We start from the raw sequence: 13,334 nt of genomic DNA on the forward strand, positions 1-13,334 counted from the left end.
GCCGCTCACGGCCGGGTGTCCGCGCGCCTGGGCAGCAACGGCAGTTCCGCGGCCGTGCGCAGCATCGGCAGGACGGGAGTGCGCAGGCCGATCGTGAAGTCCTCGCGCCATGACGTGCGGCCGTCCAGGAAACGGAGCATGCGCTCCTGGCCGACGTCCCGGAAGAGCTGTGTGAAGAACCGTGCTCCGTCCACCCGGCCCGTGGCCAGGGCACGCAGCAGGACGCCGTCCATGGCCCGTGAGCGCGCCGGGTAGGCCGGCGGCGGCTGCGGCCGTCTGCCCCGTGCCCAGGCCTCCGCGACGGCTCTGCTCTGGCGTTGCACGGCGGCGAAGGTGTAGCCGGTGGACGGCCGGGTGGCCCCGCCCGCGGTGCCGATGCGGAAGGCCGACGAGCCCGTACGGCGCGGAAAGCGGGCGTCCGTCATGGGGATCACCCCCTGTTCGACCCCCGTCACCTCGAATGCGCCCAGCCCCAGGACCCGCGAGGTGTAGTGGCGCAGGGACCGGTCGTACCCCGCGTCGTCCAGCGGCCGCGCGGAGAACTCGGTGTACTCCACCAGTGCTTCGCGCGTTCCCAGCGGCAGCACGTATCCGAAGGACAGCCCGCGCGACGGCTGCGGGGTGCGGAAGTCCATCAGGTCGGCGGTGGCGGGGTCGAAGCACGCGTCGGCGGTACGGACGAACCAGCCCCGGAAGTGCTGGAGCAGCAGCGTGCGGGAGGGAGGCAGGGCGCGCGGCGGGCGGGAGTCGAACACCCACCGGGCCCGTAGGCGCAGCGGTGCGCCCCCGGGGTCCCGGCCCCGGACGACGGCCCCCGGGCGCAGGTCGTCGACGCCGTCGACCGTGGCCGCGACCCGCCGCACTTGGGGCGCCGCGTCGATCCGCTCGTACACCATCCGCTCGAAGTCCGTGGAGCGCAGCATCTTGTACCGGGACGGCGTCAGCGGGCAGTGCACCTCGTCCCCGGCGCGTCCGCGCAGCCGCAGCCGGTCCCAGGAGGCGGTGAGCACATCGTCGTACTCGCCGCCCGGCTCCTCCCAGAAGCACCAGGTGCGCTCGGGCGGTCGCAGCGGGCCCGGCGGCGCGTCGACGAGCGTCACGTCGGGGCTCCGGCCGCCGGGGACGGGCACGCAGAGCCGGTGGGCGAGGGAGAGACCGGCCGCACCGGCGCCGATGACGGCGATCTCCGTGTCGTACGGCGCCCGGGGGCTGGGGGTGCGCGGGTGCGAGGGGGACAAGGTGCGCCTCCGTTCCTTACCTCTCGTGACCTCTCGTGCCCAGGAATGGGTCGTCCAGCATTCCGTACGGGAGGCGCATTCGGATGCAGGGGAGCCGGGCGAGTGGTGAGCGGAATGGGGGGTTGTGGGGTCAGCAGAAGGAGGTGGCCGTGCGGGAGCCGCCGTCCTGGCGGGTCGTCAGGAACGTGCACGGGTCGAGGCCGGCCGCGCGGATCGCCTGCCGTGCGGCGTGCTGCCGCCCCGGGGAGAGTCCAGGGGTGCGGGACAGGACGAAGCCGGACCGGCGGGCGCTGTCGGTCACCACGGCCCAGCGGTAGTCGGCGGCGAGCCCGACGACGATGTAGTTGGCGTTCTCCCCGTGCACGTAGCCGCCCCCGTCGGCGGGGACGAAGGAGACGTTCAGCCGCGAGCCGGTGGCGTCGAGGGGCTTGGCCTCGCCCCTGATGGAACTGGCCCGGCCCTCCCAGGTGGTGCAGCCGTTGCGTACGGAGAGCGAACCGGAGGGCGTGAGCCCGTACGTTCCGTGGACGTTCTTCGCGCACTTGGCCTCGAACGCACGCGGTACGGCGGCGAACTGGAACCAGTGGCCGAGGTAGCGCGGGACATCGAGGGTCCCGACGGACGCGGGTTCGGTGGGCGGGGCCGTGGCGCGGGGCATTTCGGCGGCGGGCGGGGAGGCCACCGGTGCGGCTGCGGCCACGGCGACGGTGGTGGCCGGGAGCGCGCAGGAGAGCGCGGCGGCGAGGGCGAGGGCCGTACGGGTCGCCGTGCGTACTGCTGTCATCGGGGAACTCCACTCGGGGCTCGTCGGGCGGCCGGCCGACCCGGCGCCCAGTGTTCGGGATGCGGCGTTCTGCCTTCCCGTGTCTCCCTTGCCTTCCCGTTCCTGCGGCTCGTCGGATGCGGAAGGGAGGCTCACGCGGGGCAGTTCCCCCGTACGGATGAGGAAGGGCACGGCAGTCGGCCGTCCGCGAGGTGGCACCCCGGTGCGGTGAGCTGCGGTGTGGTGCCCTACGTCAGCGTCTGGCGGCGGGCGTCCGGCGGCGGCCAGCGGTGAACTGCGCCACGCGTGACTCCACCGCCGTGACGGCCTCGGCGAGCCCTGGCGGGCGGGCCAGGCCCGACGCGTGGGACCAGCCCGGCCCCAGCGCGAGGACGGCCGGCTTCCGGCGGGCTCCCTGCGGGCCCCACTCCGTGCTCGCCACCCGGTCAGCGAGGGCGCGGTCCGCCGTGCTCCGCGACTGGGCCCACAGGCCGACGACGACGGGCCCGGTGCGCTCCACCGCCGCGAGCAGGCCCTCGGCGGGCAGCGCGGCGCCGAACATGCGCACCGGGAGGGCGCGTTCGGTCAAGGAGGCCGCCAGGACCTCCAGCGGCAGGGTGTGGTTCTCGTCGGGCATGCAGGTCAGCAGGGTGGCGGTGCCCCCGGGCCGGCCCGGGGGAAGCGGCGGGCAGGCCCGGCGCAGCGCGCCGGAGACGTGCCAGGACAGGAAGTGCTCGACCTCGACGTAACGCTCCGGTTCGCCCTCCCACTTGCGCCCCGCCGCGTGCAGCGCGGGCATGATCACTTCGGTCCAGGCCGTGATCAGTCCGAGCTCCCGTATGGCGGCCGTCAGCAGCTCGTCCAGGGTCGCGGCGTCGAGCCGCAGCGCAGCCCTGGCGACGCCCCGGCACTCGGCCCGCACCTTGCCGAGCGGCAAGCCGCCCCCGGCCCGGCCGGGTGCGACCGGGCGAGCGGGTACGGGCGACGCGCCCTCCTCGGGGGGCGGGGTGCGGACGACGGCCGCCAGGCGGGCCGCCTCGGCGGGTGGCACCCCCCTCGCGGTCAGCGCGCACATCCGCTCAAGGCGCGCCATGTCCTGCGCGCTCCAGCGGCGGTGGCTGCCCCGGGTGCGGGCTCCGGCACCGATGCCGTACCGCCGGTCCCACGAACGGATCGTGGTGGGCGACACCCCGAGCCGTCGGGCGACCTCACCGGTGGAAAAGCTCGCCTCTTCCCGTACGTCCGCCGCGGGCGCAGTCCTGTTCACGGGCCGACCGTACGCCTGGGGGCGGGCGGGGCGGTGCACCGCGGAGGCCGTCAGCGCCACAGGTCACCCCGGAGCACGCTCCTGCCGGAGTGCGCGGGGTCGCCGTTGTGGTTCTGCACGGACACGTCGACCAGGGAGTAGGCGGCGAGGTCGAGACCCGTCGGCGTCGGCAGGGTGGCCGTGCCGTCGGGGCGCAGGGCCCCCAGGGCGACGAGTCTTCGGTGGGTGCGGTCCATCAGCCACACCTCGTAGTAGCCGTCGGTGGCGGGCAGGCCCCTGACGGCAAGTACGACGCTCAGGCCGCCAGCCGCCTCGGCGCGCGTCTGGACGGTGCCACTTGCCGCGAGCCCCGGGGTGAGGCCCTTCAGGGGGCGCCGGGCTCCGACGGTGGCGGGGGCAGGTGCGGTGGCTGTGGCCGGGGCCGGGCGGTTGTCGAGGTACGCGCGGGTCGCCGCACCGCCGACGCAGATGCCGACGACCAGCGCCACGGCCACCAGGAGCACGACCGGACGCCGCGCCCGTGAGGGTTTCGCGGACGGGTGCGGGGGCACGGGGGCCTCCGGGCGGGGCTGGCCGGTCGCGTCTTCCCGTGCGAGGTTCGCGGCGATCGAGTCCCAGACGGATGCGGGGGGTTCGACGAGCAGGTCGTCGCTGGTGATGTCGCGTGCCGTACGGACCACCTCCCGCAGCTCGCCGAGTTCCGCACGGCACCGGTCGCAGGACGTGAGGTGCTCGCGCTGGAACGCGGTGAGGAGGGCGGGGTCGGCCGGCCCGAGGGCGATCGTGGAGAGTTCGTCGGGGTCCAGGTGGTCGGGCATGAGGGCCTCCGCGCGAACGGGACGCGCCGCGCGAGCAGGGTGGTTCGGGGCGGGGGGTCGGGGTTAGTCGGCCTGGGGCCCGGGGCCGGGCCGCGCTTTGATCCCGGGGGCGGTTCCGCGTTCGGGTTCGGGGACCGCTGTCACCACCAGGTTGCGTTGATATCCACCCTTCTCGGACTGGTAGGGGGGTGCACACGTGACGAGGGTCAGCACCGGCGGTCCCGTACGGGCGAAGACCGCGCCGGGCAGACGGTCCCGGTCGACCGTGACGCGCCGCACGATGCGGTAGACGACCGGCGGCGCACCCGCCCGCCGGACGACGGCGCGGTCCCCGGGGGCCACGTCGGCGAGCCGGGCGAACTCGCCGAGCGCGCCGGTACGGGAGTCGACGTGCCCCATCAGGGCCGCCGACCCGTGCGGTGCGCCGGGGGAGGGGCCGTGGCGGTACCAGCCGGCGTGTGCGGGGTTCGCGGGGACGTCCGCGCTGCCGTCGTTCCGTACGCCGACAGGGACCACGGGCGCGTTCAGGCCGGTACGCGCGATGCTCAGCGAGACGGGTGGCGGGACGGGCGCCGCCGCGATGCCGCCGTCGACCGGCCGTACCGGGGGGTTGGGGGCGGCCGGTGGGGACGGGTCGGGGGCCTCACGCGGGCCGAAGTCGGCGGCGGCAACGGGGAGTCGCGGCTCCCCGCCGAGGGCCGTGTACGCGCAGACCGCGATCCCGGACGCGGCGAGCACGACGGAGACCGCCGTGCGCGCGGCACGCGTCCGGGAGCGCGCCCGGGCGGCGGATTCAGCCACGGCCACGTCCCGCGGTGGACCGGGCGACCACCACCCCGGCCAGGCCCAGCAGGACTGCCCCGGCGGCGTATCCGGGCCAGGTGGCGGAGTTGTTGCCGATGTCCGGCCCGAAGCCCGCGTGGACGCCGGAGGGCGCGGAGTGCATCCCCTTGAGGGTCTGGACCTTCAGGGCGAGGTTCTTGTCTGCGGCGGCCCCCCAGGCGTAGACGACGGTTGAGGTGCCCTCCTGGAGGTTCAGGTCGGCGGGGCCGAGGACCACCGTGTCGGTGCCCGTCAGGACCACGTCGGCCTTCACGGTGCCCGCCGCGACGACGGCCGACGCCTCCCGCGGGTTCGCGAGGCTCTTGAAGACGGGGGTGCCCGCGGCCCGCACGTCGACCTCCGGGGCGGCGGCCGCGTGACGGACCGTCAGGCGGGCCTTGCCCGCGGGGACTTTCGCGGTGTCGTTGACGTAGGCGTCGAGCTGCGGTTTGCCGTCGGCGGAGAGGTGCGCGACGACGGTCGTGTTCGCACCGGCGGGCACGTCGATCTTCTTCTGTACGGCGGGGGACCCCCCGGGGCCTTCCCCGTCCTTGAAGACCTTCAGGTCGTAGCTGCCCGCGGGCAGGGACTGGGGCTCGGTGAGGGTGCCGGGCTTGAGGTCGGGAAGCAGCTCGTCGCCGTTCGCGTACACGTCGACGGTCAGTCCCGGAACCGCGTGCAGGACGGAGACCGTGGCCCGCTCGCCCTCGGCGGCCAGGGCGGGCGCGGCCGTCAGGCCGAGGGCGCAGACGCTCGTCGAAGCCACTGCGGCAAAGGTGCGGAGTTTCATCACGGGGCCCTTCTGGGCGAGTCCGCTCGGGACGAGCAGACGGTACTCGTGGCTACTGGGCGTGGCGGGCGGCCGGATGCACGGACGGTTGCCCGGTTTTTGAGAGACACCGGCGTGCGAGGGGGGACGTGGAAGGGAGACCGGCCAGGTGTACGCCGATGAACAGGGGATTTCGATGCTGGGACGTACTTCTCGGGGTCCGCGCGGATCGGTGAATTCCGATGCTTAACCGATGCGACTTGGACCGAGCTGCACTTTGCCGAAGTTTGGGGGACGTCGTGAACCGGCTACGTTCCGCAAGGAGTGGATCATGCCCCCAGCTCTGCCAGCTCCGCATCGCACAGCCGCCGCACGGCCCGCTGAGACTTCCCGGGCCGCCGATTGCGACTCCGCGGCGCTCGGCTCCGCAGCGCACAGCTCCACTGCGCTCGCTCCCGGTGAGGCCGGCGCGCGCGACTCCGCTCTCGCCGGCTCCACAGGCCACGGTTCCGCCGCCCGCCGTCCCGCCGCGACCGGTCCGGCCGGACGCCGGCCCGCTCCCACCGCGGAGGACCGCGCCGCCGAGGCGGCCATCGCCGGAGGGCTCGCCCGGGGCGACGAAGCCGCCCTGGCCGCGGCTTACCAGCGGTGGGGTTCCCTGGTGTACTCGCTGGCGCTGCGCGCGCTGCGCGACCCGCAGGACGCGGAGGACACCACCCAGCAGGTGTTCCTCGCCGCTTGGCGGGGACGCACCGGGTACAGCCCCGCGCGGGGCTCGCTGGGCGGGTGGCTGGTGGGCATCACCCGGCACGCCGTTGCCGACTGCCTGGCCGCCCGCGCCCGCCAGTCGAAGCTCGCCGCACTGGCCACGGCCCAGGAGGAGGAGGCCATGCGTCACCCGCGGCACAGCGAGAGCGAGGAAGCCCTGAACCGGGTGGTGCTGCTGGAGACGCTGGGGTGCCTGAGTCCGGTCCAGCGGCGTCTGGTGGGCCTGGCCGTCTGGGGCGACCTGACGCAGATGCAGATCGCCGAGAAGACGGGACTTCCCCTGGGAACCGTGAAGAGTCACATCCGCCGTGCCCTGCACGCACTTCGCCGGACCATCGAGACGTCCGCGCCGTCGGCGTGACGGGCCAGAGCAGCTCTCACATGCCCCGAAGCCGAGGAAACCGCAGCGGGGAGCCGCAGTGGAAGGAACCGCAGACACCGAGTGACCCAAAGCGACAAGCGATACAGGAAGCGCGAAAGGGTGCCTGCACCCGCGCGCGGACCGTGCCGGTGATGCCCAGGCTTCCCGCCCTCCACCACCACGATGTAGCCCTCGCGTTCTCCCTTCGTGCAGAGGTGCGTCAAGCGCTCAAGGAATTCGTAGAATCCGGAGGGGTTCGGCCCGCCTGTGTGGAATGGGCTGAACTCACGTACGACGATTGATCCGATAGACCGGTGACTACGGTCTACGAGAAGCGAGGGTGTCGAGGGAAAACGACCCTCGACCCCGGGTGATCACTGAACCTCTTTCATCCTGGCTCGCGGGGGGTGAAATGAGCTGGTCAGAGGACCTGGTGACGAGGCAGGGCCCTTGGCCGTTGGCGTGGTGATCTCACTCATCACACCGGCGACCTGGGGCCCTGCTGGTCTTCGTAGTCATGCCGTCGTCGAAGCGCAGGTGCACCGCGAACGCGCTGTACGACCCCACTGCGACCGCTAGCGCCCTGTCCGCAGCATCGTCCCGCACTGTCCTTTCGTGGGGGTGCCGGGAAGTGAGGGGCTGTCAGACCAGGGCAGTCTCTCGGTCACAGGAGCTCGCCGACACCACGGGCCGCATATGTCATTGAGCCACCGGTCCGGCAACTCCCCGTCCCACCGCGCTGCCAGCGCATAACGGGCCGCAGACAACCGCTCCAACGCGATCAGCGACACCGGCGCGAGCAGTTCCTGCCGCCAGTTCCTGCCGCGCGATGGCCGACTGCGCACGCAGGACCCCGCACCCTCAGGCGACGGCTGCATGAACAAGCCCGCAGAGACGTCGATGCAGATCAACTCCTTGTGTCGTCTGCCCATGCCGAGATATCCGCGGCGCCCCGACGGACGGCTTCTTCCGGATCCCGGGCAAGCTTCCCGCAGGCCGCTGCGACGTCCGGCACGCTGCCCGGTCCCACGAGGGCGTCATGCACCCCGGTCTGCAGCCAGTCGGCCTGGTTGTCGTCGGCCTCGGCAACCGCGAGAGCGATAACCCTTATGGCAGCCACCGTCCCCACCTGGGTCAAAGCCTCTGCTGTCTGCCGGGTCACCGCCGTGTCCTCAATGTCCAGCAGCAGCCCCACCAACGCCTCCGCAACTTCAGAAACATCGGCGGAGGAAGCAAGATCGCGCCTGGCGCGAACGCGTTGCGCCCATGAAGGAGACGACGCCTCAGCCAAGGCTGCCTTCAACCCACTCGTCATCTCTGGCATGAGCAGACGGTCTCATGCTCCACAGAGAAGATCGAACCTCAGGCCGAGGCCACCCGAACGCTTGAAGAAGAACACAGAGGCACCCCACCCGCTTCCGGCAGGGAGCTTCAAAGTGCGCCACGAAGACCAAGTCAGAGGGTTGGGAGCTTCTCGGTTTCTGCTGTAACTGACCTGTCGCAGCGAAGCCCGCACCCGACTTCACGCTGCTGCGCGGACTTGATTGAGTGAGAGGCTGGTGATTTGGAGATTTGCCGCTGCGTGAGGTCGCTGTCCTTGATGCTGAGGTTTGGCGGCTCAGGCACTCGCCCGCGTGATCAGCCGCCGCGTCGGTAGGATGCGGTCGGTTTCTCCCAGAGCCGGCGGAGGTCGGTGGCGAGGGGCCGGGCAAGCCGGAGTTGGGGTGTGCGGCCGGTGAGATGCGGAACTCGCTCAGGGTGCGAAACCTCCAGGTGCTGCCCGTGATCACGTGGCGTGGGGATCAGAGTTGTCCATAGCGACTGCCATGTCCCGGATCACCGTCACGTCATCCTGCTGTGCGTCCGCGTCCTCCCAGTACGGAAACCCCTGTTCATCCAGGGTGAGCACATACTCCAGAACATCCGTGGCAGAGCCGTCGGACAGTGCCTGCGCGGCCCAGCTGAGCAGGGCGGGCAGGGAGGTGTGCTGAGGCAGGTCGTCGAATCGTCCACCATCACCGTGGGCATGCTCACCGATGCGACCGTGCTGGTCACCCGGGGCCATCTCCACGAACAGGGAACTGCCGGCACCATTTCCGCCGAGAGGTAACCAGGATGAACGCCAATAGCGCAGTTCATCGGGAATATCCCGCTGCTCTGACCCGGTCCACCCCACGTAGTCTCTCGCGGTCTCGGCTGCGCTGGACAGGCGGTAGTTGCCGGGCAGCAGGCACTCTCCTGAGCCGTCATGACGGCTCAGGGATGCCATCAGGTCCTCGGGAAACACGAACCCGCACTGACGTTCCGCCGCTCGCACGGCGCCAGAGTCCGCAGCGCGAGGAAGCGACCTGTACGCGGCTGGGGCGTACTCACACAACCAGTTCTCGATACGCAACCACGAGTCCTCGATCGTCATGGCACACATCATCGCCCGCAGGACCATCCGTACGACAGACTGCCGTCGCAGCGCGACACCACTACGACCCAGCGGATCCAGCTGAGACGGAAGGCGCAACGACCGGGTTCGCTGAGTAAACGCCTCGATTGGATGAGAGCGGTCATCTGCCGCAGTGCACTCCCAGACCGTCACACCGGAGCCAATCTTCAAAGTACGACAGCAAGCCAAGTCAGATGTTGTTGGCGTGCGCCCTGCCGTACGCAGCGCAACCACCTGCCCCAGGAACCTCAGTTTTGGTCAGTACTGCTTTCACGGCGTTCCTTCCCGTAGGACCGCAGCCGGCCGAAGGAGACGCCCTGTGACCACCACACCCCCCGACCACCACTACGAGGAGTGCCCCGACTACCGGGGCACCCGTGGACCGGGCACGTGCGAGTGCGACCGGATCAGTGAAGAGACCGAGAACTACTACCGTGAGCCCGGCGCCCCAGGGGACATCGAGAAGGGCCGGTTCGAGTTCTAGAGCCGCCTCTCGTCTCCTGCCGCCGGAACCGGTCGCGGCAGGCGTCAGGGTGCCGCACGAGGCGGTGTGACTAGGAGGGCGCGGCCACCGTAGTACGGGCGCCGCGCCCCGCGCGCGTCTGGACGCCGCACACGGCGTCCCAACGGCCGTGTGACCCGCTACCGATCTCCCTTGCCAATGGGTGCGCCAGCCCCTCTGAGAGGTTGTGGGCCGTTCTCGGCCGGGTGCTGGGAAGTGACGTGTGAGAGCCGGCGTTATTGCCGTCGTCGGGACCATGCTGGCAGGTGGGTTGTCAGGTGCCGGAGATGTCCGTGGGATGCCCTGATGCTGCGTAGGAGGCGTGGCGGACGCCGGTCGTGCCCTCGGGGATGTGCCACGAGTCGGGTACGACGGCGGTCGGTGCTCCGGGAAGCCGGGTGGTGGCCCGGCGGCCGTCGGTGCCGAGCGGTTCGCGGGACCAGGCGGTTTCGTTTGGATCAAGGTGGGGGCGAGCGATGACGGCGGTTCGGGGTGGCACCCTGGAGCGATGCGACCTGGAACCGACGCCACCGAGAACGAACTGCGGCATCTGCTCAATGAGTGGGATCCGATCGGTGTCGCTGACAAGGTGCAGGATGAGTACGACTGCATGCTCGTCCCTCTCCTGCAGCGGCTCCGACGTGGCGCCGCCCAAGCGGAGATCGGCGAGTTCCTGCGGCATGAACTTGTAGATCACTTCGGTCTTACCCCCCTTCCGTCAGAGCCGGAAGCAATGGCTGCCAAAGTGACCTCCTGGTGGACGGTTGCTGCCGCTCCGGAAGCCACCGGCTGCGTGTAGTCGCTCCTTTCGGATCGTCTGCTCGTTGTCTGGGGGTGTCGTTGACTGACGCGCAGTGGGCGCGGATCGAGCCGTTACTGCCGGACCGGACACCGAAGCGGGGTGGCCGATGGCGAGACCACCGAGAGGTGATCGACGCCATCATCTGGAAGTTTCAGACCGGGGCACAGTGGGTTCAGCTGCCGGAGAAGTACGGCAACTGGCGGGGCGTCTACAACCGGCTGCGGATATGGTCCGCCGACGGCACATGGGAGCGGGTGTTCACGGCGCTTGTGGCACAGGCCGACGCCGACCAGGAGCTGAACTGGGTCGTCTCGGTGGATTCCACGATCGTGCGAGCCCACCAGCACGCGGCCGGAGCCCGCAAAAAGGGGCCCCGGCCGATGAGCCGGACGACCACGCCATCGGCAGGTCCCGCGGTGGACTAACCACGAAGATCCATCTCGCAGCCGATGGCAACTGCCGCCCGCTGGCCTTCCATCTCACCGCCGGACAGGCAGGTGACGCGCCCGCCTTCGCTGACGTAATGGCCCGGCTGCGTGTTCCCCGACGACGTGGACGGCCCCGAACCCGGCCAGAGGCAGTGCTGGCAGACAAGGCGTACTCGTCACGGGCCATCCGTGAACACCTCAGGCGGCGCGGTATCCGGGCGGTCATCCCCGTGCCGGCCGATCAACGCGGCCACCGCCTGAGACGCGGCAGCCGGGGCGGCCGACCACCCGCCTTCGACCGCGAGACCTACAGGCAGCGCAACACGGTCGAACGCTGCATCAACCGCTTGAAACAGTGGCGAGGTATCGCTACCCGCTACGAGAAGACAGCGGCCATCTACCTGGCCAGACTTCACGTTGCGAGCATCTTCCTCTGGTCAGCCAGGTGATCCAAACGAAACCGCCTAGGTGGCCGTGCGGTGGTCGGGGTGAGGATCCAGTGCCCGCCCTGCTCGGCGCACCGGGCGATGGCGTCCAGCAGGTTCCGGCAGGAGGCCGCCGGGTCGCCGCAGCGCACGGCCAGGGGCGCCCGGCGCCCTGTGACGCTGACTTCGACCGTGTTGGTGTCCGGCGGGTGCTCGATGGTTCTGATGGTGTCGGCGTTGACCGTGACGGAGTCCAGGCACACCCACACATCGCGTTTCGGCATGCCCGAAGCCTGACAGAACCGGCCGCGGGCGCACTTCGGAACCCCCAACTCCGTGTCAGAGAGGAGTTGGCGCCTCGACGTCCAGGAGGCGGCCGTGCCCCCTCCGGAACTGTTCCCGCTCGGCGTGTCCAACGGCCCCCACCCCCGGTTTGTACTGGGGGATTGGGGGCGAAGCCGTGTTCTCCCAGGTAGTCGAGGTGCGCTGGGAGGGATTGGGGGATTGGGGGGCGGCCCGAACTTGCGCGGCTAGCCCTCGCCTCCCGCAGGGTCGCCTCACCGGTGGAGTTCGCCGGGGCCCCGGCAACCGCCTCCTTGGGCACCCCCTGCCTGCTCCTGTTGCCCCCGGCAGAGGGGATATTTCGCCCCAGCCGTCATGCTTGTACAGGGGGCCGAACTGCCCGACTCAGAGGGTGACTTGCGCTGCTTGCTGCCGCCTTCCGCAAAGTCACCTCACTACCCCGCACGCCCCGCCCTGTCCGCAGATCCGGACGGGGCGCTGCTGTCCGCTGCCCACCCCGCCGCCAAAGGCGGCGAGCCGCTGTACCACCGCCCACGCTCACCCCGGGCCCGGGCCCGGGCCGACACCTCAACGAAGGAAGTGACCATGAATCTCTCCCTGCACGCCCTGGTGACCCTGCTCCTGCTCGGCTGCGTGCTGCTGCTCCTGGTCGGCGGCGGCATTTACCTTGCCTGGCGCCACTCCCGCGCCGGGGTCCTGATCACCGTGGGCGCCACGATCGTTGCGACGTTCGTCGCCGTCCTCGGCACGGCGATTGCCGCAGTTGCGCTCAGCCGCCCGTGAGCCCGGCCCCGGGGCGGCCGTGGTGTCTCGGGGACGGGCTCACCGGACCCGCCGCCGCCCCCGCCGGCCTTCACGCAGGGCCACGCGTGCCGACAGGTGTCGTCCGTGCGTGAAACACGCAGGTCAGTAGACCATGACCGGGCCGCGGATGCTTACTGGCTTGAAGGCATCGCGGTTTTCCTCGCGGGGCGCGAGAACGCCCTTGACCAAGGCCGGGCCCTCCGACATGGTGCGGGAAGTTTCCAGGTCGTAGACCAGTTCCTGCGGAGTGCCGGTACATGTGAACTTCGACTTCTCCGCGCGCGTGAGGAGGACGCCCCTTCTTTCGACGCGCAGGAAGACGATGCCAGCCGTGGCTCCGGCCGGGCACGTCACCTTCATCGTCATACGGGCCCGCGTGCCGTCATCGCTCACCACGACCGCGGGGTCAACTACCACAGACGCCACGTCAGGGGCAGCGGCGGCAGGAGCAGGAGCAGCGGAGGCAATGCCCACGGCCAGAGTTCCTGCTGCGGCAGTCGCCGTCAGCATTGCTGTGACGGACCTGAAGTTCATGATCACTGTTTCCTCAACGGGCTCGTCGGCTCAAAAACTTTCGCTGTCACTTGGGTCAAACGATCAACCCGTCGGTCAGGCACGACGATCAGGGGCACGGTGTGCTGTCCGGGGTCGGCAGTGGCAGCAGCCCTGTGGGCCGCAGGTCCGCAAGTGGTCACCAACCGTGCAGGTATGGGAGTCGGTGACATCTCTGACCGGCAGGAAAGGAGTTGAAGGTCAGTCCCGTCGGCGCCCAGGCAAGCTGCTTGCGCACCTCGATGCTGTGCAGGACATGGCGTCCCCGGGCCGAC

16 protein-coding genes are annotated in these 13,334 nt (G+C 70.7%); 5 read left to right on the forward strand and 11 right to left on the reverse strand.

What is annotated here, in order from left to right; all coding sequences use genetic code 11:
- Positions 1-5: 5 nt before the first annotated feature.
- From ACZ5PB_RS09520 to ACZ5PB_RS09545, 6 genes are all read right to left on the reverse strand, one after another.
- On the reverse strand, positions 6-1,238 hold the full coding sequence (locus tag ACZ5PB_RS09520) for a lycopene cyclase family protein (RefSeq protein WP_468689336.1): 1,233 nt from the start codon (positions 1,236-1,238) through the stop codon (positions 6-8).
- A gap of 130 nt (positions 1,239-1,368) precedes the next feature.
- Complete coding sequence (locus tag ACZ5PB_RS09525; protein WP_468689338.1) at positions 1,369-2,022, reverse strand: lipocalin family protein; 654 nt, start codon at positions 2,020-2,022, stop codon at positions 1,369-1,371.
- Positions 2,023-2,254: 232 nt separating this feature from the next.
- The gene (locus tag ACZ5PB_RS09530; protein ID WP_468689339.1) at positions 2,255-3,268 is read right to left on the reverse strand and encodes a MerR family transcriptional regulator; all 1,014 of its coding nucleotides are present in this window, start codon (positions 3,266-3,268) and stop codon (positions 2,255-2,257) included.
- A 50-nt stretch (positions 3,269-3,318) separates the two neighbouring features.
- Positions 3,319-4,086, reverse strand: coding sequence for an anti-sigma factor (locus tag ACZ5PB_RS09535; RefSeq protein WP_468689340.1), 768 nt, complete (start codon positions 4,084-4,086; stop codon positions 3,319-3,321).
- 63 nt (positions 4,087-4,149) lie between these two features.
- Entirely contained in the window at positions 4,150-4,887 is a 738-nt protein-coding gene (locus ACZ5PB_RS09540; RefSeq protein ID WP_468689342.1) for a class F sortase, read from the reverse strand.
- The gene (locus ACZ5PB_RS09545) at positions 4,880-5,698 is read right to left on the reverse strand and encodes a DUF4397 domain-containing protein (protein ID WP_468689343.1); all 819 of its coding nucleotides are present in this window, start codon (positions 5,696-5,698) and stop codon (positions 4,880-4,882) included. The genes ACZ5PB_RS09540 and ACZ5PB_RS09545 overlap by 8 nt, the downstream gene beginning before the upstream one ends.
- A gap of 310 nt (positions 5,699-6,008) precedes the next feature.
- Here ACZ5PB_RS09545 and ACZ5PB_RS09550 point away from each other — a divergent pair, with 310 nt between their 5' ends.
- A complete protein-coding gene (locus tag ACZ5PB_RS09550; RefSeq protein WP_468689345.1) occupies positions 6,009-6,806 on the forward strand; it encodes a sigma-70 family RNA polymerase sigma factor in 798 nt (265 codons plus the stop codon).
- 907 nt (positions 6,807-7,713) lie between these two features.
- Here the strand turns inward: ACZ5PB_RS09550 and ACZ5PB_RS09555 are convergent.
- The gene (locus ACZ5PB_RS09555) at positions 7,714-8,130 is read right to left on the reverse strand and encodes a HEAT repeat domain-containing protein (RefSeq protein ID WP_468689346.1); all 417 of its coding nucleotides are present in this window, start codon (positions 8,128-8,130) and stop codon (positions 7,714-7,716) included.
- A 462-nt stretch (positions 8,131-8,592) separates the two neighbouring features.
- On the reverse strand, positions 8,593-9,222 hold the full coding sequence (locus tag ACZ5PB_RS09560) for an SMI1/KNR4 family protein (RefSeq protein WP_468689347.1): 630 nt from the start codon (positions 9,220-9,222) through the stop codon (positions 8,593-8,595).
- 340 nt (positions 9,223-9,562) lie between these two features.
- On the opposite strand from ACZ5PB_RS09560, the gene ACZ5PB_RS09565 reads away from it, so the two are divergent.
- On the forward strand, positions 9,563-9,727 hold the full coding sequence (locus ACZ5PB_RS09565) for a hypothetical protein (RefSeq protein ID WP_468689350.1): 165 nt from the start codon (positions 9,563-9,565) through the stop codon (positions 9,725-9,727).
- A gap of 292 nt (positions 9,728-10,019) precedes the next feature.
- Here ACZ5PB_RS09565 and ACZ5PB_RS09570 read toward each other — a convergent pair whose 3' ends face one another.
- Complete coding sequence (locus ACZ5PB_RS09570) at positions 10,020-10,244, reverse strand: hypothetical protein (protein ID WP_468689352.1); 225 nt, start codon at positions 10,242-10,244, stop codon at positions 10,020-10,022.
- Between the two features lie 9 nt (positions 10,245-10,253).
- Between ACZ5PB_RS09570 and ACZ5PB_RS09575 the strand changes: the two genes are divergently transcribed.
- Entirely contained in the window at positions 10,254-10,544 is a 291-nt protein-coding gene (locus ACZ5PB_RS09575) for a hypothetical protein (protein ID WP_468689353.1), read from the forward strand.
- Between the two features lie 29 nt (positions 10,545-10,573).
- Positions 10,574-11,424, forward strand: a protein-coding gene (locus tag ACZ5PB_RS09580) for an IS5 family transposase (protein WP_468689568.1) whose coding sequence is annotated in 2 segments (ribosomal slippage) — positions 10,574-10,913 and positions 10,913-11,424 — 852 coding nt in all. Because the reading frame shifts where the segments join, the coding sequence is not laid out codon by codon here.
- Here ACZ5PB_RS09580 and ACZ5PB_RS09585 read toward each other — a convergent pair.
- Complete coding sequence (locus ACZ5PB_RS09585; protein WP_468689354.1) at positions 11,388-11,684, reverse strand: hypothetical protein; 297 nt, start codon at positions 11,682-11,684, stop codon at positions 11,388-11,390. The two genes, ACZ5PB_RS09580 and ACZ5PB_RS09585, sit on opposite strands and share 37 nt — an antisense overlap.
- Positions 11,685-12,288: 604 nt before the next feature.
- On the opposite strand from ACZ5PB_RS09585, the gene ACZ5PB_RS09590 reads away from it, so the two are divergent.
- Entirely contained in the window at positions 12,289-12,486 is a 198-nt protein-coding gene (locus ACZ5PB_RS09590; RefSeq protein ID WP_468689356.1) for a hypothetical protein, read from the forward strand.
- A 123-nt stretch (positions 12,487-12,609) separates the two neighbouring features.
- Here the strand turns inward: ACZ5PB_RS09590 and ACZ5PB_RS09595 are convergent, their stop codons facing one another.
- Positions 12,610-13,041, reverse strand: a complete 432-nt coding sequence (locus ACZ5PB_RS09595) for a hypothetical protein (protein ID WP_468689358.1) — start codon at positions 13,039-13,041, stop codon at positions 12,610-12,612.
- Between the last annotated feature and the right edge of the window lie 293 nt (positions 13,042-13,334).

This window comes from Streptomyces sp. NPDC032721 (assembly GCF_055579625.1).